Origin of the sequence: Sporosarcina contaminans (genome assembly GCF_042679045.1) — a bacterium.
Taxonomy (GTDB): Bacteria; Bacillota; Bacilli; order Bacillales_A; family Planococcaceae; genus Sporosarcina; species Sporosarcina contaminans.
Genome location: NZ_JBHTLT010000048.1, coordinates 36,876 through 59,742 on the forward strand (window position 1 = coordinate 36,876; position 22,867 = coordinate 59,742).

General features: G+C 40.9%; 21 protein-coding genes. 4 read left to right on the plus strand and 17 right to left on the minus strand.

Going from position 1 to position 22,867, the window contains the following annotated elements; genetic code table 11:
- Positions 1–38: 38 nt before the first annotated feature.
- Positions 39–1,556, minus strand: a complete 1,518-nt coding sequence (locus ACFQ38_RS10910) for a class I adenylate-forming enzyme family protein (RefSeq protein WP_381480824.1) — start codon at positions 1,554–1,556, stop codon at positions 39–41.
- 20 nt (positions 1,557–1,576) lie between these two features.
- Entirely contained in the window at positions 1,577–2,908 is a 1,332-nt protein-coding gene (locus tag ACFQ38_RS10915) for a short-chain fatty acid transporter (protein ID WP_381480826.1), read from the minus strand.
- Positions 2,909–3,068: 160 nt separating this feature from the next.
- Between ACFQ38_RS10915 and ACFQ38_RS10920 the strand changes: the two genes are divergently transcribed.
- On the plus strand, positions 3,069–3,683 hold the full coding sequence (locus tag ACFQ38_RS10920; RefSeq protein WP_381480828.1) for a TetR/AcrR family transcriptional regulator: 615 nt from the start codon (positions 3,069–3,071) through the stop codon (positions 3,681–3,683).
- A gap of 339 nt (positions 3,684–4,022) precedes the next feature.
- Here ACFQ38_RS10920 and ACFQ38_RS10925 read toward each other — a convergent pair whose 3' ends face one another.
- The 14 genes from ACFQ38_RS10925 to ACFQ38_RS10990 all read right to left on the minus strand — a co-directional run bounded on the left by ACFQ38_RS10925 (position 4,023) and on the right by ACFQ38_RS10990 (position 19,338).
- The gene (locus ACFQ38_RS10925; RefSeq protein WP_381480829.1) at positions 4,023–4,655 is read right to left on the minus strand and encodes a GntR family transcriptional regulator; all 633 of its coding nucleotides are present in this window, start codon (positions 4,653–4,655) and stop codon (positions 4,023–4,025) included.
- 15 nt (positions 4,656–4,670) lie between these two features.
- On the minus strand, positions 4,671–5,477 hold the full coding sequence (locus ACFQ38_RS10930; RefSeq protein WP_381480830.1) for a carbon-nitrogen hydrolase family protein: 807 nt from the start codon (positions 5,475–5,477) through the stop codon (positions 4,671–4,673).
- A 19-nt stretch (positions 5,478–5,496) separates the two neighbouring features.
- Positions 5,497–6,783 (minus strand): TRAP transporter large permease, encoded by a 1,287-nt coding sequence (locus ACFQ38_RS10935; RefSeq protein WP_381480832.1) that lies wholly within the window; start codon positions 6,781–6,783, stop codon positions 5,497–5,499.
- A gap of 1 nt (position 6,784) precedes the next feature.
- Complete coding sequence (locus tag ACFQ38_RS10940; RefSeq protein WP_381480834.1) at positions 6,785–7,279, minus strand: TRAP transporter small permease; 495 nt, start codon at positions 7,277–7,279, stop codon at positions 6,785–6,787.
- A gap of 13 nt (positions 7,280–7,292) precedes the next feature.
- Positions 7,293–8,300, minus strand: coding sequence for a TRAP transporter substrate-binding protein (locus ACFQ38_RS10945; RefSeq protein ID WP_381480836.1), 1,008 nt, complete (start codon positions 8,298–8,300; stop codon positions 7,293–7,295).
- An 11-nt stretch (positions 8,301–8,311) separates the two neighbouring features.
- Positions 8,312–8,986, minus strand: coding sequence for an RraA family protein (locus ACFQ38_RS10950; protein ID WP_381480838.1), 675 nt, complete (start codon positions 8,984–8,986; stop codon positions 8,312–8,314).
- Positions 8,987–9,686: 700 nt separating this feature from the next.
- A complete protein-coding gene (locus ACFQ38_RS10955; RefSeq protein ID WP_381480840.1) occupies positions 9,687–10,598 on the minus strand; it encodes an aminopeptidase in 912 nt (303 codons plus the stop codon).
- The gene (locus ACFQ38_RS10960; protein WP_336823725.1) at positions 10,595–11,464 is read right to left on the minus strand and encodes a DMT family transporter; all 870 of its coding nucleotides are present in this window, start codon (positions 11,462–11,464) and stop codon (positions 10,595–10,597) included. Before ACFQ38_RS10960 ends, ACFQ38_RS10955 begins: the two co-directional genes overlap by 4 nt.
- A 139-nt stretch (positions 11,465–11,603) precedes the next feature.
- Entirely contained in the window at positions 11,604–12,275 is a 672-nt protein-coding gene (locus tag ACFQ38_RS10965) for an AroM family protein (RefSeq protein WP_336823724.1), read from the minus strand.
- On the minus strand, positions 12,275–13,213 hold the full coding sequence (locus ACFQ38_RS10970; protein WP_336823723.1) for a DUF1177 domain-containing protein: 939 nt from the start codon (positions 13,211–13,213) through the stop codon (positions 12,275–12,277). The genes ACFQ38_RS10965 and ACFQ38_RS10970 overlap by 1 nt, the downstream gene beginning before the upstream one ends.
- Positions 13,214–13,228: 15 nt before the next feature.
- Entirely contained in the window at positions 13,229–14,278 is a 1,050-nt protein-coding gene (locus tag ACFQ38_RS10975) for a DUF917 domain-containing protein (RefSeq protein ID WP_381480843.1), read from the minus strand.
- Positions 14,279–14,291: 13 nt separating this feature from the next.
- Positions 14,292–15,857: an OPT/YSL family transporter gene (locus ACFQ38_RS10980; RefSeq protein WP_336823721.1), complete on the minus strand. Its 1,566-nt coding sequence runs from the start codon at positions 15,855–15,857 to the stop codon at positions 14,292–14,294.
- Positions 15,854–16,504 (minus strand): aspartate/glutamate racemase family protein, encoded by a 651-nt coding sequence (locus ACFQ38_RS10985; RefSeq protein WP_381480845.1) that lies wholly within the window; start codon positions 16,502–16,504, stop codon positions 15,854–15,856. The genes ACFQ38_RS10980 and ACFQ38_RS10985 overlap by 4 nt, the downstream gene beginning before the upstream one ends.
- Before the next feature lie 1,262 nt (positions 16,505–17,766).
- Complete coding sequence (locus ACFQ38_RS10990; protein WP_381480847.1) at positions 17,767–19,338, minus strand: PucR family transcriptional regulator; 1,572 nt, start codon at positions 19,336–19,338, stop codon at positions 17,767–17,769.
- Positions 19,339–20,212: 874 nt separating this feature from the next.
- Here ACFQ38_RS10990 and ACFQ38_RS10995 point away from each other — a divergent pair.
- Positions 20,213–20,674 (plus strand): hypothetical protein, encoded by a 462-nt coding sequence (locus ACFQ38_RS10995; RefSeq protein ID WP_381480848.1) that lies wholly within the window; start codon positions 20,213–20,215, stop codon positions 20,672–20,674.
- A gap of 276 nt (positions 20,675–20,950) precedes the next feature.
- On the opposite strand, the gene ACFQ38_RS11000 is transcribed toward ACFQ38_RS10995, so the two are convergent.
- Positions 20,951–21,544, minus strand: a complete 594-nt coding sequence (locus ACFQ38_RS11000; RefSeq protein ID WP_336823715.1) for a TetR/AcrR family transcriptional regulator — start codon at positions 21,542–21,544, stop codon at positions 20,951–20,953.
- 89 nt (positions 21,545–21,633) lie between these two features.
- Here ACFQ38_RS11000 and ACFQ38_RS11005 point away from each other — a divergent pair, with 89 nt between their 5' ends.
- Complete coding sequence (locus ACFQ38_RS11005) at positions 21,634–22,341, plus strand: GAP family protein (protein ID WP_336823714.1); 708 nt, start codon at positions 21,634–21,636, stop codon at positions 22,339–22,341.
- A 39-nt stretch (positions 22,342–22,380) separates the two neighbouring features.
- Complete coding sequence (locus ACFQ38_RS11010) at positions 22,381–22,593, plus strand: hypothetical protein (protein ID WP_381480851.1); 213 nt, start codon at positions 22,381–22,383, stop codon at positions 22,591–22,593.
- Positions 22,594–22,867 lie beyond the last annotated feature (274 nt).

The following is a 22,867-nucleotide window of genomic DNA, read 5'->3' on the forward strand; positions in this document are numbered from 1 at the left end:
GATAATGGTTAAGGATTTTATTCTGAGATTTCTTTATTCTATTTCTTCCTTAATAAATTCTTTTGGATCTTTCCAATCGACGTTCTCGGGAAATCATCAATGATGCGGAATTCTTGTGGCACCTTAAAATAAGACAAATGCTTTTTACAATAGGCCTTCAGTTCTTCTGGATTCACCTCTTGTCCATTATGTAGCTTAACGTAGGCGATGACAGCCTCTTCCCTCAGCTTGTCCGGCTCTCCAACTACTGCACAATCTTGAACTGCCGGATGTTCCGACAGAACGTTTTCCACCTCGATGGATGAGATATTTTCTCCTGCACGTTTGATCATATCCTTGCTGCGATCCACGAACCAGATAAATCCTTCTTCATTCATATATCCACTATCTCCGGTATGAAGCCAGCCATCTTGTAAAGTTTGGGCGGTAGCCTCCGGATTCTTAAAATAACCTTTCATCATTGAAGGGCCTTTAATTAGAATCTGACCGACTTCACCAGTGGGCACCTCTTTACCGTCAGGCCCAATGATTTTCACCTCATGACCAAGACCCGCCTTTCCGATTGATACGATACCAGTATCTCGGTCTCGTACCATTTCTTCATAAAGCGGTGTAACAATATTCGTTGTAATCGTTTCTGTCATGCCGTACCATTGATAAAGTTTGATACTGAAACGATCTTGGAAAGTTTGAAGTTCTGGATACGGTACAAACAATCCATATCCTGCACGTTTCAACGTATGCTTTTTTTCTTTTCCTTGCTCGGGAAGTTCTAAAAGCATTTTAATTACTGTAGCAACCAAGCTCGTTGCAGTCGGACGGTAACGTTCCACCACCTCCCAAAACTCTGAGGAACTGAACCGTTTCCTCAAAATAATTGTTCCCCCAACAACGAGCATTGCCATAGAAGTATAATACTGTGAATTCGCATGGAACAATGGTAGAAAAATAAGATAGCGATCATCTGGTGTCAACTGTTGATAGAGCACCGACGAATGTCCCGCAAACATGTAATTCTCATGAGTGATAAGCACTCCTTTCGGCTTCGCTGTCGTGCCAGATGTATACATGATGCAGGCTACATCCGTTGCATCCGCCTCACACGTAACTTCAACCGCAGAATAATCCTCACGCTCTTTGTTAAATAGATTTCCGGTCATTTGGACGAATGTCAGGTCCCTTTCCTTCACAATTTTTATATGCCCCTCCCCCACGAGTCTTTCATCGTATAAAAATCCCCTGCTCTCCGAGTGATCGAGGAAGTATTCCAACTCAGTTGGCGTTGAAGCTGTATTGATTGGCAGCAATACAGCCCCTAACGCACCGCATGCATACCACATCTCATAGAAAACAGGTGCGTTAGCTAAAAATACAGCAACCATGTCACCTTTTTGGATATCTTTGTCCTTTAGCCAACGGGCCGTCCGATTGACTCGTTCTAACATTTCTCGATAAGAAATTGTTTCTTCTTCAAATTCAATAAAAGGCTTATCCTTATAACGTTCAGCTTGCTTTTTAAGCAACGTATACAATGTTTGATTTCCATGTGTCAACATCAAGACCCCTCCTACGAAATTTATCCAAATATTAGCGGGGCGACTGTCACAATGACGCCAGAAACGACAAACAGTAAAACCATTGATACTAAACAGTACCCCCAAATATCTTTAAGCCCAAGTCCAGATAAACCAAGTGCTGGCAACACAAAGAACGGCTGCATCAAGTTTGTCACAAGGTCGCCTATTGTTACCGTATTTATTGCAATTGAAACTGGAACTCCAAGTTGTTGAGCCGCCTCAACCATGATCGGTCCTTGAATCTGCCACTGCCCCCCAGCCGATGGCACAAAGATATTAACAATTGCCGCCGATAGAAACGACAGGAATGCGAAAGTATATTCATTGGAAACTGCGACAATCGCATTGGTAATAACAGTTATCAAGCCAGATCCAACCATCATGCCCATGATTCCTGCATAGAACGGGAACTGAAGCAGTATGCCGGATGCGGATGGCATCCCCGAAGTGATTGCGTTTATATAGCTCATCGGGGTACCGTGAAGAGCAAGTCCAAGTATTATGAAAAAGAAATTCAATATGTTCAGTTCAAGGTTAAAACCGTTCTGGCCAAAATATTGAATGATCCATATGACTCCGAGAGCTACAAGGATGTAATTGAGAATACGGCTGTTGTCCAGCTTCTCTGCTACAGTAATCGGTTTAATCTGTTCCACTTGCGAAAAGTTCTCAACCTTTCCCTTAAAAGGCACTACTTCATCCGGCTTCGGCATCATCTTGATGTATGCGTATACGACAACGATTAATCCGATAAAAGCAGTTAGCAAAAGCGTTGGACTGAAAATAGTTTCTGAAAGCGGAACCAAACCGATTTTATCCTCTAAAGAATGACCAGGTGTATTGACAAGCAGCGGAGCAGTCACGGTTATACTTGCCGGTAAAATAGCAATTGTTCCAGTATAGGCAGCGGCAATTAGCAATCTAAAGTCGGCGCCTTTTACGTTCTTAGCCACCTCCATCGCAAACAGCGTACCAAGTACAAATCCCAGTCCCCAACTGAGATAACCTGCCGCAGCAGCAACCAAAATAGTCATAATTAGTGCTGGCTTTTGAGATTTCGGTATTGATGCCACACGAATCATTAGGCGTTCAACTGGTGGCGCTTTAACTAACGCATAACCAGTAATTAAAATTAAGATCATCTGCGTAGTAAACGCTAAAAAGTTCCAGAAACCACCATACCAATGCCCTGTCATTTCAAATAGAGACTGCTTGGTAATTGTCATTCCAAGTGCTAATGTTAATAATGTCAAGAGAATGGCAAAAATAAATGCATTGGGTAAATAATTTTCCACGCCAACTTTAAACCTTTGCGATACTAATCTTAACAATTTAACTACCCCCCTTTTTTATTGAAAACGCTTACATTGAACTTTACAAACTACAGGAAGTTCAGAATAATAGAGAGACCGTAGTCTGTATCTATTAAAATGACAGACTATAGTCTGTTTGTCAATGTTATTTAATAAATATTCCGAAAGGTCTGATCTTATGAACGAAAGAATACAAAGAGGGCAAGAAACGAAGCGCAAAATCATTGAAACTGCCATCGCCCTTTTTCATGAGCGCGGCTTCAACAATGTGACGGTTGATGAAATTGTACAAAGGACTAACACCTCGAAAGGAGCTTTTTATAACCATTTTAGGAGCAAGCATGAAGTATTTGCAGAACAATTTAAGGAGATTGACCGTTTCTATGTACATCATCTTGTACCACAACTTGATTCCAATAAAACTGTTATAGAAAGGCTTACACTTTTCCTCGATCTTCAAATGGACTATATCCAAGAACAAATTGGATGGGACGTAACCCGTACTATATATGAACATGAACTGAGCACAGAACACTCATCCTATTTTTTAGACCCTAAGCGTCCACTCTATGACATTCTTTTAAAACTATGTGAAGAAGGGATTTTGAACAACGAATTTAAGAATAGTTTTACTGCTGATGAAATTGTTGCAGTTTTAATCCATGCTATGCGCGGTCTACTATACGACTGGAGCCTTCACCGCGGCAAAATTTCTTTGGTTGGAGAACAAAAGAAAGTGTTTAAAGTTTTGTTGGATGGGTTGAGGGATAATAGAATGTTTTACAATGAGTAGCATTATTAGTGTATTAAACACAATTAACTCACAAAGACTATAAGCATATTTCGAAATAAGGTGTATGTCATCTCGACTTGGAAAATACTCAATAGAATGCTGCATGGCAATGTTAAAAATGAGGCTGATAAACATCCGCAGAGAGTCGTTGGTTAGGGCATTCATCACGAAAGAACGCATTCAATCACGATTATGATGGCAATCAAAGTAATGATTTCAACTACAACCAACTCCTTCATTAGCCACTTCCTTTAAAAAGAATCTGCGGTTTGTCGTAATGAAAAAGGTATGCTCCCCCTTTCCCATTACGACATTCGCAGACTCCTATATTGTTCAATGCTATCTAAAATAGTAATCTCGACCACCTAAAATATGATTTTCTAGTGCCGTTATAGCTTCCTTGAAATTCCGCTGTTCCAGATGGTGGTTGATTTCCTCATGTTCTTTGACAGATTTGAGGAGCCGGAAAGGTTCCCGATTAAATACTTTCATACCGTGCTGAATGAGACGGTCACTAATATTGTTCAGCGTACCGACAAAATGGTGATTGTCATAAATCTTCAAAAAATATTCATGATATTCCAAGTCGAGTTGCAAAAATTTATATACATCATGCTGTTCGATGGCTGCTTTCTGCAGTTCAATGTTCGACTTTAAATCGGCTATATGCTGGTCTGTCACCAATTCGGGAATACGTTCCATCGAATATACTTCAATCGCCACACGGACATGCATGAGGTCGCTTGCTTCCTTTAGCGTAATTTCCTTTATATACACCCCCCGTTTCGGGATGATTTCTAAGAAGCCCTCATTTTGCAGGCGTTGAAGCGCTTCCCGGATTGGTGTCCGGCTCATTTCTAAAGTTTTGACAAGTTCATTTTCAGAAATGACCCTACCTTCTAGTTCACCCATGATCAGCAATTTCTTAATCTTTTCATAGGCGACGTCTTTCAAATAAACCTTAATTGTCATTCAATCACCACTATCTTAATAATATTGCGGTTTCCGATGAGTTAGGCAAGGAATGCTTTCCCTTGCACTTTGGACTCTTTCCCCCTCAAGCTCGGCGTAGATGATGCTTTCTTTTTCCGGTGCTTTAGCGACAACTGTTCCCCACGGATCAATGATCATGCTATTGCCATAGCAAACTTTACCCGGCAAATGGCTGCCAATTTGTCCTGCTGCGATAACATAGCATTGATTTTCGATTGCGCGTGCCCGTAATAATGTTTCCCAGTGCAGCATCCCCGTGTATTGTGTAAACGCTGCAGGAAGGAAAAAAACATTGCATCCTTCCAAAGCATACTTACGGAATAATTCTGGGAATCTTAAATCATAGCAAATTGCCATGCCAGCTTTACCAAACGGCAACTCCACAATTTCCGCGGAATCCCCGCCTTCAATGCTGTTAGACTCCATATAAGAGGAAACGCCATTAATTTCAATATCAAACAAATGTATTTTACGATAATTACCTACTATCTTACCATCAGGTGAAACAATTATGCTCGTATTATAGGATTTTTCGTTCGAATACTTCTCTATGATACTGCCAGCATGAATAAAAATGCCATATTCCTTCGCCAAACCACTCAAAAAAGAGGTAGTCCGGCCATCGGGGATTTGTTCGGCGTTTTCTATTTTTCCGGACTCTTCGCCCATATAGTTAAAGTATTCCGGCAGAGATATAAGTTCCGCGCCATTATCCGCCGCTTGGCGAATGAAACCTTCCGCTTTCCGCAGGTTTTCCTCTTTATCCGATTTAGTGTTCATCTGAATAACTGCTACTTTCATATTCAACATCCTTTCAACTTTACTTGCCGCCTAATATGGACGGCAGCCACAGTGAGATTTGAGGGAAATAAGTAATTAACAATAATGCGATGAAAAGCGGGATATAAAATGGTATGACACTTTTCACTACACTTTCAAATGAAATTTTCCCGACCCGGCTCATGACATACAATCCTAATCCAACAGGCGGAGTAATCATTCCGATGAGCAAGTTGTAGCACATTACAATTCCGAAGTGGATCCGGTCGATGCCCAAGCTATCGATGATCGGCAGAAGAATTGGCAACATGATCAGCTTAATTGGAATTCCTTCCATAATACTCCCTAAGAAGAGCAAGAGAATGTTGATAATTAATAACATCAAATATTTATTTTCCGTCAAATCCAATAAAAGGTCCGATAGCAACACCGGCAGCTGTTCCGCTGATATGATCCAGCCCATTGCAGTTCCGACACCAATTAGGAACATGATAAGCGCTGTGGAATTGATGGATGCCATAAATGCATCCTTCAAATTCGAAAAATCGAATTCCCTATAGATGGCTGCGCAGAAGAGCGAATAGATAACAGCAATGACGCCTGCTTCTGTCGGCGTTACGACACCGCCAAGCATTCCACCTAAAATAACTGCCGGTGCCAATAGTGCAAAGAATCCGTCCTTAAACGTCCTGCCGACTTCTTTAATCGAGAACGCTTCGGGTTCTGGAACAACAATTGTTCCCCGAACAGCACCAACGTGTACATAGACGGATAGGGTTAACGCGATTAGCAACCCGGGAAGTATACCAGCTATGAATAATTTTTCAACCGACACTTCTGCCAAATACGCATAGACGATCAGCGGGACACTTGGTGGAATGATGGCACCAATAACGGAAGATGCCAATGTAAGTGCTGCACTGAATGGCTTTGTATAACCTTTTTGCACCATCGCCTTCATTTCGATTGCACCAAGGCCTGCTTGGTCTCCAACCGCCGTTCCGGAAATACCAGAGAAAATAACACTCGCCAATATGTTGACCTGTGCAAGACCTGCTCGGATATGACCTAAAAGGGCAGTACAAAAGTCAAAAATCCGTTGTGTGATTCCGGCCGAGTTCATTAGATTCCCAGCTAAAATAAATAATGGAATAGCAAGCAAGGTGTACCCTTTGATCCCTTCGACTAACATAAGCGACAACACTTCAGACGTATAGCCCCCCATCAGAAGGGCGATTAGTGTGGAGAGCGCCATAGAAAACGAGACAGGGAAGCCGATAGCCAACAATACTAAAAACAGAACAAACATTGTAATGCCGAGCACCATGTTAATCGACCTCCTCTGCTGGGAATGGATCCATCTTTTTTCTTAAAATAAGGAAAAACTGATTAATTGATACGGCAACCAATAATATTAAAAGTAACACAAGCGGTGCATAGAACCATGCGGACGCCGTTTTCATAATGATTGTCTTTTTTTCCATGTGGCTAACCGTAAGTTTGGCGGAGAAAAAGAGCATCGCCCCTGTAATGAACGTCATTATCAAACTGTTAAACAATCCGACAACCCGTTGCTTCCCTTCATCCAACTTCTTTACTAAATACGTAATCATAATGTCTTCCCGATCCACTACCAGTTTTCCGAATCCCAAGAATGTAATCCAAGAGACTAAAATAGAAGCAAATTCCTGTGACCAAACGAATGAATAGTGGAAGAAATAGCGGGAAACGATTTCCATCGACAAGATACCGATTAGCACAATAAAACAAATCAATGCGACTACTGAATACCAGAATGCTATTCGCTTTAAGAGCTTCTCCAACTACTCCACCACCTTATTGTAAGGACTTAATCTGATCAACGTAGCCTTTTGGAATCTTCCCTTGCTTCTCTAACTGATAGTGATAATCGGAGAAAGCATCCATCCATTCTTGCTTATCAATCTCAAAAATCTCAATATTATGTTCAGTTTTCATGAGTTCCAAATGTTTCTGTACTTCCTCATCCGTAAGCTCGACTGCTTTCTCGCCAGCTTCATTTGCCGCTTCGATAAGAATTTCTTGGAGCTCTTCCGAGAGGCTTGAAAACTTCTCGTCATTCATCGCAATGACCACATCCTGTGGATACTCATCAATCACTGTCATATATGGAGCGATTTCTGTGAATTTCATCGGCCATACAAGAGAAATTGGGGAAGTCACTGCATCTACCAAATTTTGCTTCAATCCTAAGTATGTTTCCGTCCAAGCAACGACGGTTGGTTTGGCTCCGACAGATTCATACGCCGCTGAATAGAACGCAGACTCGAACGAACGAATCTTCAAACCTTTTAAATCATCTACCGATTTAATCGGCTTTTTCGATAACAACACACGGTATGGTCCACGAATGAAATTCCGCTCCGTATTAAGAATTCGCACCCCATTGTCGATTAAGTTTTGATCAATTTCCTTTCCCATTTCTCCTGTATTAAATTGAGTGTAATGCTCATAATCACGGAACAAGTACGGAACACTGCTCACTTCAATATTTGGATCAAAATCCGAGAAATACGTTGCTCCTTCCGCATACATATCCTGAGAGCCAAGAAGCATATTGTCGATTTGAGTTGTTCCCTTTCCCAATTGCTCCGCAGGATAGACTTTAACAACTAATTTCCCGTCACTCTTTGTTTTCACTAAATCTGCAAAGTATTGGAATGTCTTGCCTTCTGCCGTATCTTCCGGCATCTTCGTCCCCAGTTTCAATTCAATAACATCATCTGTAGCTTTACCGCTTTCACTGCAAGCGCTTACAACAATAACCAAAGACAACACCAATAACATGAACGCAAACTTCTTCATCCCTTTCAACCTCACTTTACTGAAAAATAAGTGTCTATGAGACTACCAGCCTTTGTAATATCCGCCAACAACTCACCAGCATCCAAGCGTTGTTTCGTATGCGGCTCATTCGCTTCACTTCCTTCTGTCTTCGCGAGTACTTCCTCATAATCTACTTCTTGCCCCATTACAAGTACACCATTATCGTCCGCTACAATTAGATCCCCAGGCTTTACTGTAACCCCCCCACATTGAATCACGGTATTAATCTCCCCACTTTGTCCATACAACTTCGTCGTAATTGCAGACAAACCCGTCGCAAACACAGGGATCCCAATTTCACGAATCGCTTGAATATCCGTGCAAGGCCCGTCAATGATAATGCCAGCAACTTTCCGAACATTTGCTGCATATGCCACCATCTCCCCTACACATGCATGCTTAACATCCCCTGTTCGATCAATGACAAGGACATCGCCTTCACCAGCCAAACTGACAGCCTTATGCACCATAGTCGAATCGTTTACACTTGTTCGGACTGTAAAAGCCGTTCCCACTACTTTTACATCTTTCAACATTGACTTAACAGTTGGATCCATAAATCCATAATGCAAATAATGGCCAATTGTAGCCGGTTCCACCTTTTTGAACCTTGTCTTTAACTGTGGTGTCAACTTACCGTTTTTCACTTTTTCATTGATAATCATGTAAACAACCTCCTGTATTCATCTTGTATACAAGTCATATATTACATGAATACAATTTTAGAATCAACATTATTTTAAATCTTTTTAATATAGTCTGTACTGTCTAAATATTTGTTGATAGATTATTAAAAATCGGAGCATGGAGGATACGCCATTGATCCGTTGAAATATTATTATAAAATGGGGAGGGAAGATACAGATCTTATCAACATGTTTTCAAAAGACAATAAAATTATCTTTACCTGTTCGACAAATGTAAGGCTAAATAATCTTTCTTTTGAAAGGGGCCATTTAACTTTTAGACTGACTCCATATTTCCTTAGGATTTTCCTACCACTGAAACGAGATTTTTAAGACCTATTTTAATCTATTGAACAAAAATAAACCCAAAGAGATTCCTCTCCATGGAGCTACAGCAGAGTGCATAAACAAGAAACATACATTCTGAGTTAATGGTTAATTTATTGAGCGAATCCCTACCTCCTTCATATCTTTACATAATAGAACATCAAAATAGAAAAAACCGCATCACCCTAGCCGGGTAATATGCGGTTTATCACGTTACCTGTTACACCTATTGATTTCACAAGTCTAACCTTCTTTTTCACAGCCCCCTCCGTAAAAAAAGTACAGTTAGTTGCCAAGCAGCAGTACAAAATTATCTACAACTTTAAAATCAACTAGTACATTCCCGCTCATTCTACTCCCAAACCACAGTCGGATTTTTCGTTACACAATCAATATGCACGTTTGTTTTAATAGTACCTCCAAATGTGTGGTTGGAGCCGAATGCGATGTGGATTGTGTTGTATGCTTTTTCATCTTCAAGAATATTACCAGTTAAGCGGGCTGCATGGTTCGTTCCGATGCCAAGTTCACAAAGATACCGTCCATCTCCATCACCTAACAGTGTGAGCAACGTTTCTCCATCTGTTCCCGTCGCATTCACGAGACGACCTTTTTCAATCGTCAACACTACAGGATGTTCAAGTAAGCCTATGCCGGCAATTGAACCGTTGATTTCAATCGTTCCTTCTGCTTCGCCTTCAGGTGGAGCTATGTAAGCTTCCCCGGATGGGAGGTTTCCAGATGCGCCCGGTTTCCTGAACACGCCTGTGCTTGGGACTCCGTCTCTACCTTGTACAGGAATGACAAGCTCATAATTCTTTCCAGTTCGAATCGTAACCGTTTTAGCTTCTGTCAGTTTTCCTGTCATTTCCATTGTTTCTGCTTCTACTTTGCTGTAATCTGCTGACATTGCGCCATGTAAAAACATGTCTTCGGTAATGCCAGGCATCGTGATAACGCTTATTCCTTTTGCGTTTGCATTTTTACGCGCCACCGTATGTGTTAAAGAGTGCTTCGTTAAACAGAAAACAAGTTCATAATTCAGCATTTCATTTGCTGTTTCTTCCGGCGGCTCTTCTCCCGACTTTTTCCGATCCTCCATACAATGAGTGGTAACCTGCCAACCGTCATCCTTTAACGCCTCTGCAAATTTCCTCCCTACTTTTTCTGTACTTCTATCCATTAACACCAAAATACTCACATTTTTTTCTACTGCAAAGTTGTTCACCATTAATGCAGCAACAGTTTGTTGGAAGTTATTCATTGTTTAACATCCTTTCGTTTTGATAAATACACACTGTATAAAACGAACAATAACGCAATTAAGGTTCCAATGCCAACCGGTTCATTCAACAAAAAGAAACCTAATAGAATCGTCGTTAACGGCATTAAATAGGTAATCGATAAGGCAAAAATAGGGCCTCCTGATTTCACAATATAATAATAGAGGAGATTACCCGCACCTGAATTGATTGCACCTAACAGAAAGAACAAGAAAACATTTCGAAATTCACCTAATCCTCTATAACTTGCAGGCTCCATAAGCAGCATAAGAGGAGTGGCACATAATGTACCCATGACCATCGTAACGAATGAGAGTGTTACGACAGAATATCCGTCAAGGAATCGATTCGTTAACACCGCTGACAGTGCATATAAACTAACAGCTAAAAGCAACATAAGTGCGCTTGTGAATTGAACGTTTCCTACTGAAGAAGAACCAAAGAGGAATGCAATGAATATGCCAGTGAATCCAACCGCTACACTTGCGATCTCCTGCTTTTTCACTTTCCCCTTCAGTAAAAATAACGTAAGCAATACGCCAAAAATGGGCCCGGTTGCATTTAATACAGCGCTAATTGTTGTATCCAAGTGGCGTAAACTACTGCTCATTATCATCCAAGGTACGCCTGCACTGAGCAAAGGGATTCCCATTAATAACGGGAGCTTCTTCCACGATAACTCCTTATACCCTTTCCTGACAACGAAAAACGGCACTAGCAGGAGGGCTCCGAACAAACATCGAAAAAAGACAATCGATATAGGATGGAACTCGGGCAAAAGTAATTTGGTGAAATAAAACGTAGATCCCCATAACAAACTAAGTACGAGTAATGCGATCGTTGGCAAACTACTCCCCCTATCCTAACATGGCTGATTTTCAAACGTTATAGCATCCTAAAACGAGCAAAACAGCAGGACTTATCGCGATTCTCGCGTCTAATGGCGTCCTAACTGTTTTGCTACGATTTATCGTTCGACTAGTGCCTTATTCAGCGACATACTCGGCAATGATCCGGGCTACGAGTGTGCGAGGTAGAAGGACTGGCAGACCGCTTCCCTTAACAGCCTCTGATTTATGTTGTTCATTGTACCCCATACAATCCAACACAACTATGTCGGCGCCTTGCTTCTGTAATGCACGGGCTGCTCCAGCAATGTCGCTTTTCTCGTATGGCGAAGCAACCTCGGTAAATATCTTTAACCCTTCCTGTTGCCATTTCGAAAGCAATGACTCTCGCTGCTCTTCAAGTGGAATGATAAGTCCAAGAGATCCTGAAGGCAGAAGTGCACGAACGATATGATTTAAAATTTTGTCAGGATAGACAATCGGCTTTTTCGCTTGCAACGTCGGAAAGTCTCCAGTGCAAAGCATTAGCACAATATCAACTGTCTCCTCAAGCGCACTCATCTCCGCTTGCAATAATGGCAGTAATTTGCTCTTGCCAATTTTGACGGATTTCCCGTCACGCATCCTTGAAATATACGTTGTATCCCATTCATCTGGTTCAATAGAATGTACGGTTTCGTTGGTCAGGCTGTCTAAACCACCGCTCTCGACAATGGACACACGATGACCAAGAATCGCTTCGATCGATGGTGTTACATCTGTGCGCGGAGATTGTCCAATGGTCAAAATGCCTACGCTTTTACTACCCATTACGCATTGTTCCCTAATGTTTGCAAATGCTTCATGGAGCCATACAGTTTTTCCAAACGCTCGAATTCTTCCGCGTCATAGAATTCGATTTGACCTCTTGTAAACTCTTTCGCAATTTCAATTGAGAATCGAACTGCTTGGGCAATATCCACTTCATGACTTGCACCGGTACCGCTTCCTGGTACAGCTGTTTTTGCCGTAATGGCTACCCCTACTACGGGAGCATCTGTCGCCACGGCAGGTTGAAGAATACTATTAATATGATAGACATCGTTGCCATACGGTGTAATATCTTGGGTTGTTACCGTAAATGTCACCGGAAGATCACCCGTCGTCATTTCCATAATGCGCAGCAATTCGTCAGCGAATTTCAAGACATACCCTGATTTCACTGTTGGAGAAAGGGCAATGCCACGATGATTAAACACACGATTCCCTTTCGTTGTATCAATGGAAACGACTGCGTCCATTTCAGGAACGACTTCATATTGATTCATCGTTAAAATATCAACTGGCGATCCCATGAAATCAACCGGCTCATGTGGCTGCGTAGGAGCAGTCGGGCAAATATGAGTCGTAACAATCACATCTCCAGGCAACCGATCTCCTTTGACAGACATGTTGGCAAGTTTCAATGCGATGGCTACCGCTGCAGCAGCTCCGTCACCGTCCGATACAAAGCCGATACGTTGTGGGCGGGCACCTAATCCACCTAAACGGCCGACAATACCCAATGTACGCGCATCTCCACCATTTAACTTGCCTTCCGTCCCTTTAATGACAATTTTTACAAAGTCGGTAGAACCTTTTTGTCCCGAAACTGTTTCGTAAGTTGCTGTACAATGCTCAAAACCATCGAATAGACGGACTACGGATTCTCCGTTTGCATTGACGTCATCTAACAATTCCATAACTTCCATTGTATATTTTAACGACATTGTTCATCATCCTTTTCAAATAATACTTTTATTTACTATCGGTTCAATTGCTTGTAGCAATTTCTTATTGGACATCGTAGAGCTTAGTTTCAAGTATTCTTTCGGAACGGAAATGACAGCGATTGCAAGACCTTCTTTTAGCTCCGCACTTACTAAAGGCATGCCGGTTTCCGCATCGAATGTCATGATGAGATCTGGAAACGTCCCTTTCCGTTCTCCGTTCATTTCAGCTGTCATATATTCATTCCAAAATGTCAGTTCCAAACCATCGACTTGAACAAATCCTACATCAAACCCTTTGATCGCCTTCAATTCAAAACTGCTAATTGTTCCAGAATGAATGACGCGGCCTTGCAAATGGGATGCAACCGCTTCAATTCGTTCCGGTCCTTCTGGAACAGAGAAGAAAACGTCTCCGAGTTCAATTGCTTGTGTAATTCCTCCGACAGCAGCATGCTCTTTCACATACTCGACGGACACGGGATTTCGGCAAACGGCAACCATACCACCTGCCTCGACAGAAACGGAACGAACTGTATTGGAAGAAATATCAAGCGTACCAGTCACTACCCCTTCCACTTCCATTGGCCCTTTTCCACCAGCGAATGCTTGAATCGATTGATACCCTTCGACTTCTGATAAATTCAAGGACCCCATGGAACCGGTTGGATGTGCTCGTCCATTACACGGTGCATCGAGGAACGGGAGTCCCGTTGCAGCGGCTTGGAGCCACCCGTTAACAGTCGTTGCCGCCCCGTTTTCATTTGTCATCAACGCCTGGATCGGTCGATTAAATTCCTTTTGCATCCGCTGCACGGTTGAAACGAGTTGACGACGATCTGTATACGCTTCCTTCGCAGATGGGGCTCCAACAAGTGAGACACATGCCACATAATCTGTATCCTGCAGTTCGTCTACTGTAATTAGTTCGGGGGCTCCAATTGCAAAGGCCTCCTCAGTCTTTGCAAGGCCATCTTGAATCCAGCCACCTCCTCCCCCGCCTAATATACAGCCGCCATAAACGGCTTTCTTTGCATCTTCCTTCGTCAATCTTCGTTTTGTCATCATAGAACCTCCATTATTTCACTTTCCATAAAGAAGTGAAGAAGCTGTAAATTGCATCTCCAGCGATAAATCCGGCAGCCATTGTATACATCGCATTTTCCGCTTCCTGTCCTTTCACCTTCAAAACGATGAAACGAATTAGAATCCCCACGATAACAGCCCATCCGGCAATCGGGTTAACAATTAAAAGCCCAGTCGCAAACAAAATTCCCATCTGGCGCTTAGGACCACCAATCAACTGAATGATCGCTCCAGGAATCGCCCATAACAGCAACAGCATGCCGATGTTTCCACTCAATCCACTGTCAATCGTTGCAGCATACACATGATCGACAGGAGGAACTAAGTCTTGCGAGAAAAAGGAATTATGGAATAACGTAACCATTGCAATGGCGACTCCAAAACCGATCAATGAACTTTTCAATTGCTGTTTCCGGCCATACAGTTCCATCGCTGTCTTTTGGCCTTTCCGTAAAATCACACCGGATTTAAAGTCATAACCTAAATCTGCAAACGCCGGTCCTGTTGCAGCTGTAAAACCGGTTAACAACGCTAAAGCAACAGGCGGGAAGCCAAGCATCATTCCGATGAGCAACGAAATGAGCGTAACAGCAAATGCTGGAAACCAGCCGGAATGCATAGCAGCAATCCCGACAATAATCTCACTGACAAGTGCCGCAAATGCTGCAAACACAACAAATAAGATAATTTGCAACAAGGACATGTCGCCAATGATTCCACCAATAACGGCTAAAATAGCGGCCGCTAACAGATAAAGAACAAAACCAATCCCAAACCCTTTCTTAATATCGCTATCCGTGCGAGAATTGATATGTTCTCCCTCTTGAGCGTTGGGATTCTTTACTTTCTTCGATTTCACAAGCACTAAAATGAATTGCAATAAAGCAACAGTTCCTGCCCCGATCATCATGCCGTGGGGAATGTAATACGCATTTAAGTCAACACCGAACAAGGTATCAGAGTAGCCTCGTAGCAACAAACCGATCCCGAACATGAGCAAAGCCCAAATGTTTCCGATGAAGGCGACACCGAATGCCGACATCGCAATGCCAAAATACGAACCGACAAGCCCACCTGCAATCCCGATACCAAGGAATTTAGCTTTCGATCCACCTTCATCTCCTGCCTTTAGTGCCTCCGCTGTCGCAACGCCAGGCGGCCATGTTTCATCTGCAGAAAACAACTTAGAATCAAATACTTTATAAAGGATGAAAACATCGACTAATAGAGCCATTCCCGAACCAATTAACATTGGAACAATCAGTTCTGGCATTCCCATAACAAAAGGAATACCGATCGGGATTAACAAACTGTTCGCCGCACCAAACGTTGCAGCTGAAATCGATGTTTGAACTAAGTTTTGGTTTTCAACCGAGCGGTATTTGTAAAACATCTTCATCGGAATCCGAGCAATTAACATGGCAATCAATGCCCCGATAATCGATGTGTTTGGCGTAATTCCTAAAGATGTAATTAGCTGCATACCGATAATGGCACCGAATACGGATATGATGATTGAAAATAGTATGAATGGAAAATCAAATGTTTTCGTATTCATCCAATCTCCTCCCCCCTTCTTATGAGTTCATATACTGTTGCTTGCGCTTCAACTAAGTCAATTACAGGAATCGTTATCTGTGTAACCAAATAGTCCTTCAACTTAATTGTGGAGAACCCTGTGCAAGCGAATAAAATAACATCCGCCCCGTCAGCAATCGCATCCTGAGCAATCGCAAGCAGCTTCTCTTTCGCATCTGGTGAAAGTAAATCCGTTGTTTTTCGTAGCGTTGGGTCATAGCGATACGAATGGAATTGATCCTCCAAGCCCTTTTTAATCGATAATGGGATTTGATCCGTAATGCCAATAACCGCGACTCGTTGCCCAACAAGACAAGCCGCCTTGGCTCCACAAGCACCTGCACCTAAAATTGGAAAATCAGTCAAACTCCGTAATTCTTCAAGTCCGGGGTCGGCTGCACAACTAATTGTGATCGCATCAATCTCATCCCGTTGCATAAGCGCTTCGGCGAGAGCAATGATTTTAGGAATGGCCATCATTTCCGACTCATGATCATAAATACCGTTTGGCTGGTCTTCAATACATTTTGTAACAGTCTCAATTTGATGGGTTTCCCACATTCGTTTTCCATGTTCGAGCAACACACGATCGTCATCTGTAGTAAGCACTCGAATGATTCCTAACATTTCAACCACCCCTTTCAACTGATTATAAATATTTAAACTATTCTTCGAAATGCAAGAAATGTGAAAAGCTCCACTCACTTTTTTGCACATTTTTTTCTTTCATCAAGACCTAATAGAAAATAAATCTCGATTCAAGCGAAATATAAGTCGCTAAATAAAACCTTCAAAAGCATACATCCATGAAAACTTCCGATCCATATGCAGAAGTTTTCCTACATACGCATAAACAGCTACAGAAACGCATAAGAATTTCTCTAAACGCATAAATTGCTACAGAAACGCAGAAGGTTTCCACCGAACGCATAAAATGCTACAGAAACGCATAAGTTTTTCTCTAAACTCATAAACAGCTATAAAAAACGCATAAGGATTCCTCAATACGCATAAATTGCTCCAGAAACACATAAGGATTTCCTCTTACGCATAAATTGCTCCAGAAACGCAGAAGGTTTCCTACATACGCATAAATTGCTATAGAAGCGCAGAAAGATTTCCCCATACGCATAAACTGCTACAGAAACGCATAAGGTTTTCCTACAAACTCATAAACTGCTACAGAAACGCAGAAGTTTTCGTCCGAACTCATAAACTGCTACAAAAACGCATAAGAATTCCTCCGAACTCATAAACAGCTTCAGAAACGCAGAAGGTTTCCTACATACGCATAAATCGCTATTGAAGCGCAGAAAGATTTCCCCATACGCATAAATCGCTATAGAAGCGCAGAAAGATTTCCCCATACGCATAAATTGCTATAGAAGCGCAGAAAGATTTCCCCATACGCATAAACTGCTACAGAAACGCATAAGGTTTCCACCGAACGCATAAAATGCTACAGAAACGCATAAGGATTTCCTCATACGCAAAAAATGCTACAGAAACGCATAAGAATTCCACCGAACTCATAAAATGCTACAGAAACGCATAAGGATTTCCTCATACGCAAAAAATGCTACAGAAACGCATAAGATTTTCTCTAAACTCATAAACTGCTACAAATTCGCATAAGGATTCCTCCATACGCATTAACTGCTACAGAAACGCATAAGGATTTCCTCAGACGCATAAACTGCTACAGAAACGCATAAATTTTCCACCAAACTCATAAACAGCTACAAATTCGCATAACTCGCCCCCAAGGCGCGTAAAACCTCTAAAATTCCGCATAATCACACCCCCTATAAATAAAAAAGCCGATAAGAAGATCGTCACTCTTCTCATCGCCCTTTTAAACATCTTCATGTATTGACACACACAAGCATTCATCCTGATAATTGTTTGATTTTCAAACAGAAATGAAGGATAAACCTGCTCTCCGCATCATCCATATTCACATTTAACAATTCCTCTATCTTCTGCAGCCGATACGTAAGCGTTCGTCGATGGATGAACAGTTTTTCAGATGTCTTCGTCACATTGCCGTTCTCTTTCAAATACATTTGAAGCGTATCCAATAAATCCTTATGAGTGCTTTGCAATAGAGGGCTTAGCAATGTATCGGCATAGCTTTGCACATGCTCGTCCGCCGTTAGCCCGATCAAGATTTCATAAATCCCTAATTTATCGTACGTATAAAACGTCTCTTCCTTCCGTAATTTACGGCCGATCTCCATTGTTTTATCAACTAAACGGAGCGCATCGTCCAACAATCGACTATGCCCCAACAGTGGCCCTGCCGCAACGTACAGATCTTCGTATTTCTCGTTCATTCGTTCCCTTAGCTGGTCAAGTATGATCGAATACTCGTCGGATGAACACTGAACAACTGCATAGAAGTGGTAATACTTCTCAAAGACAATGATTGAACGATCCGTTAATGGATCTAACAAGCCATGCAGTTCTTTTAAGACGAGGCAAGAAGGATCAATTAAATAAGGAGAAGATGAGAACAGTTTCTCAGTCCAATTCGCTTGAAAACGTATAACAAAGTATTCCACTTCATCGTCATCGCGAGACGAAAACTCCTCCAAACGCTCCAAATGTTCAATCCGCTTTTTCTGCAAATACAACTGCTCATTCATGAACAGTTCAATCAGCTTCGCCATCAACTTCTTCAATTGACTGGACGACATGTGAATCGAATGGAGCCTTTCAACATATGGAATGTGAATCGTAGCAAAAACTTGCTGATTGGAGACGAGCGGCAATATAAGACAATCACGGAAGCCTTCAATTTTAAGAAGCGTCCGGTCCTTCGTCAATAGACTCGTCTTCCACTCATCGATCACTTCAGCGTAGGAAGGATATTCTGGCTTTGAGAAAAGAGCATTGGATTTTCTCCAGCCGTTCGGAAGAAAGTTTTTTGAAGAATACATGAGCGCCCCTTCCATATCCTCTATATAAACAGGGCTGCCAACGATATCATTAAGCTCATCCAATGCTTCCGAAAGGGAAGCGTAGCTTTTGGACTCCAATTCAGAAAAAGGATTGTTCTCACTTTCCAATAGCTGTTTTTCTTCATAAAGCTTCTCATATAACGGGGTGAGCACATTGATATATGAAACACTTTTCGGAATAATGATAATCGGAAAATCCTTCTCATTTGCAATCGCGATCATATCAATCGGAATCGAATCAACAAAACGCCCCAACTTAATTACAATCCCAGCCGCTTCCTTCTCAATTAACGTCCGCACAATCTCCACTTGCTTCCGCTCATCATGCTGAATGGAATAAAACGTCGTCATAACGAGGATACCCGGCGTCACCCAACTAATCACTTCAGGAACCTCCATCACTTCAATAGAAGTAATCTGTCGACCAACTCCTCCATGCCCGGCTACAATCGTACTATTCGACAGCTCGCCAATCTTTAGGGCTTCTCGAACATCCATATCTTCCCCTCCTTTCCATCGTTACTAAAAAAATATTGTTACCATCATAGCACTTTTTACCGTGCTGCTGTAGAGGGAGAATGTTTACCATTTTATTCTAATTGTGAATGTAGGAAAGGAGCGTCAAAGGGGTTGGTTCGTCATTACCATTCCTTACTTACTGGCAGGCTCGCCATGTTATAAACGAATCGTGAATTATGAAGCAATTACTATTTAAAACATTAGGTAAAATCAACAAGCAAAGGAGCTATCTTTTCAAGAAGATAATCAATGCTAAATTCATGCATACTCTGCCAAAACAAAGCGCCTGCAATACTGCTTCTTTCATCTATCTGTAAATTCGGCAATTCAGAAGTCCTATTCCAACTCGAACTGAAATAATGGCAACAAAAGTTGAAGTACTGCCCATATCTCACAGATAACTACGCAGAGGTGCAAGCTAACGCTTCTTCTGAATCTAATAGAAAAAAAGATACTGAACACGACATAGTAAATTTCACAAATAGGAAGTGGGCCTTCTTTAGCTATTTGTTAGGAATAGTGGGAGGCTCTTATTGATTATGATAAGCTTATAAGTATTAAATTCTTATTGCGTGAAAATTAAGTGAAGAAGAGTGAATGAAACGACTACGTAGTGTATTAGTAGTTTCATGCTTTTCAAGCCTATTGAATGGGGCTGATTATAATTACGGATGAAATTCTTTCGACCCTACTTGTGGTTAGTGGTTTTGTTGGTATTCTTTTTATAATTTTTATGTTAAGCAAAATCCCTGGTGCTCGTTTTATCTTTGGCTTTCTTCGAAAAATCTTCTTGCTGTTGTGGGGGATTGTTGTTATAGGTCTGACTTTTTTCATATTTTTCATGGTTGGTTACATGGCGATTGTATTTTTCACTTTTACTGGAAGTGAGGAAGGGATTCTTTATAAAGGAGAGCCGATCAATTTTCTTCTTGGTGACGATGATATGAGAGCATCGGTATTTTTCACGTTGCTGTATGCTGGATTTTGTCTTGTATCCGTCTATTTACTTTCTTTTCTTGTAGGACTTGGTTTGAAAATGACTCGTATAAGCAGCATGTTCCATTCTGAAGTTGTTTTAGTTTTTACGATTCTTTTGGTGTTTACTATATTTCCGGTAGTCGTCGAAATAGTACTGCCCGATATGGAAGTAGGACGTTTTGGTAAATATGCACTTGGTATTTTACCGCTCGTGATGTACATTGAGGGACAAATCAAAAAAGCCAAGGAACGATCAGGAGACACACGTTATCTTTCCTCAAAGGAGCGGTTTTATCGGATTTTAGGTGAGAACAAAACGAACAATGCAGGAAAATGATTGGTTGCATTATAATTATTTGCCAAAATAATATGATTTGCACTAAGAAAGCCTAATTTATTATCGTATAAATCTGGCTTTCTTAGCTTAATTAAAGGATTTTGGTATTCTATCATACTTTAATATCCTGATCTAAATAAATGTATTTTCAATATCCGGATGAAGTCCTTAAGTTCGCTATTTACTACCTCCTTACTTTTACAAAATTTATAGCGGGATTCTACTTCTATTCATTGTCGGGTCATTCGACAGTGGTTATTTAGAAAACGAAATAGTTTATTGTTTGCAAAGTTCATTTAAGTGGTGTGCTATAATCTGTTCTGTTTTTTCAATTGTAAATATATCCGGTCGTAACAGAGCATGTATGGATAAACCCTCAATGATAACCGAAAGCCTTAATTTTTCTATTTCAATATTTATGTCTTTATTTATATAGCCTGCTTTTATCAACATATCCAGCAGCGCTTCCATTAAAATATATTCTCCTTCAGTTAGTTCATCTTTTTTCGCGTTCAAAGCTACACTTGTAAGTGAGCGAATGGCGAAAACTAACCAAACGCTCGTTTCAGTTTGTTTATCCTGATCCACAGGAACCAATTCTAACAATGTTTCCTGTACCGCAATTAGAGGATCTTTTGACCACGATTTATTCTCCGACCGTTCTTTCCCACGAGCAAGAAAATAATCCATGATAAACAATAGTAATTCATCTTGATTTGAAAAATAATGTCTTAATGCTCCGGTAGACATTCCGGCTTCAGATGCAATTCTTCGGATCGATGCTTTTTCAATGCCTTCCGTTTCAATAATTTTCCAAGCTGTTTCAGCGATAATCTTCCTTTTGTGATCATGATCTACTATTTTCGGCACTCAAATCACCTCTTGCTTCTTTTTAGCACACTGTGTTATTATCATTTTAACACACTGTGTGAAATAAATTAATATGGAGGGATGTGCACGTGCTGGAAATCATTGAATCATTAATTCCTACCAACATAGATTTCACAACAGCACTCCTCGTTATATTGCTTTGTGCTTTAATTGATGTCTTAAGCCCCGGTGTATTGGCAATTACAGCTTATATCCTACTAGTACAAAAAGAAAAATTAAAATCGCGTTTAATGATGTTTTTATTATCGACACAACTTTGCTATTTCATCATAGGAATCTTGATTTACTTAGGAGTTGGGCCGATTCTTGATTTTATAGAAAATATGACCAAGAATCAAATTTCAAGTTGGTTTTATACAATATTTGGCGCTGCCCTTGTACTGATTAGTTTTTATAAGCCTAAGAAAGAAATGGAATCACGATTTATGGAACGGTTACCAAAACAAGTATCTTTAAAGGCGATGATTGTACTCGGTATCATTGTGTTTGCAATCGAGTTTGCCACTGCTTTACCGTATTTTTACTCGATCTTATTAATGGATGGTTTAGCGTTTAATACGACATTGTCTATAAGTATTTTACTTGGATATAACGTAATTATGGTGCTTCCTTCAATCTTACTATTGATCATTTATACACTATTTAGAAGTTGGATACAAAGCAAGCTTGAAAAACTAAGAACGAAATTAGTAAAAGCTCCGCTGTCTTCTGTATTAGTGGCAGTGGCAGTTATTGGAGCGGTTTTGTTCAATATTGGCATTAGAGGAATTTTGTAATGACTTCAACAATTAATTTTTGAAAGGGGATGTAGTGTTATGAAAGAGATTGCAAGCGGTGTAAGTCTGCTTCTAATTATTCAAGGAGTTGGAGGCGTCATAAACCGATTAACTAATGGCGGACCAAGCTGGTTTCTCGTAAATTACATTGACGCTTTGCAAGGGTATGAAATGATTGCCAGTATCGTTTTAATTCTATTAGGTGCAATGATTGGTGTAGGTTCTCTTAAAATAAATGATAAAGACGACTAACCGATTATCTCTTCAAGTTTTTTCAAAAAATTGTATTTAGACTGAATATAACTTTGTAGTTATATTCAGTTTATGTTATATTCAAACTATTAATATGTCAAACATTGGGAAGGGGATGCGATGAAAATAGATATTAAATTAATGAGGTGAAACATTGATGGGGAAATTTAATGGGGCTGTCCAGAAAGTCAGTGAAAACTGATTTTCTGTGATAGTCCCTTTCTGGTTGGAGAATAAATGGGGAACCCCTGACAACCGTCGCTTTCCGTTCCAG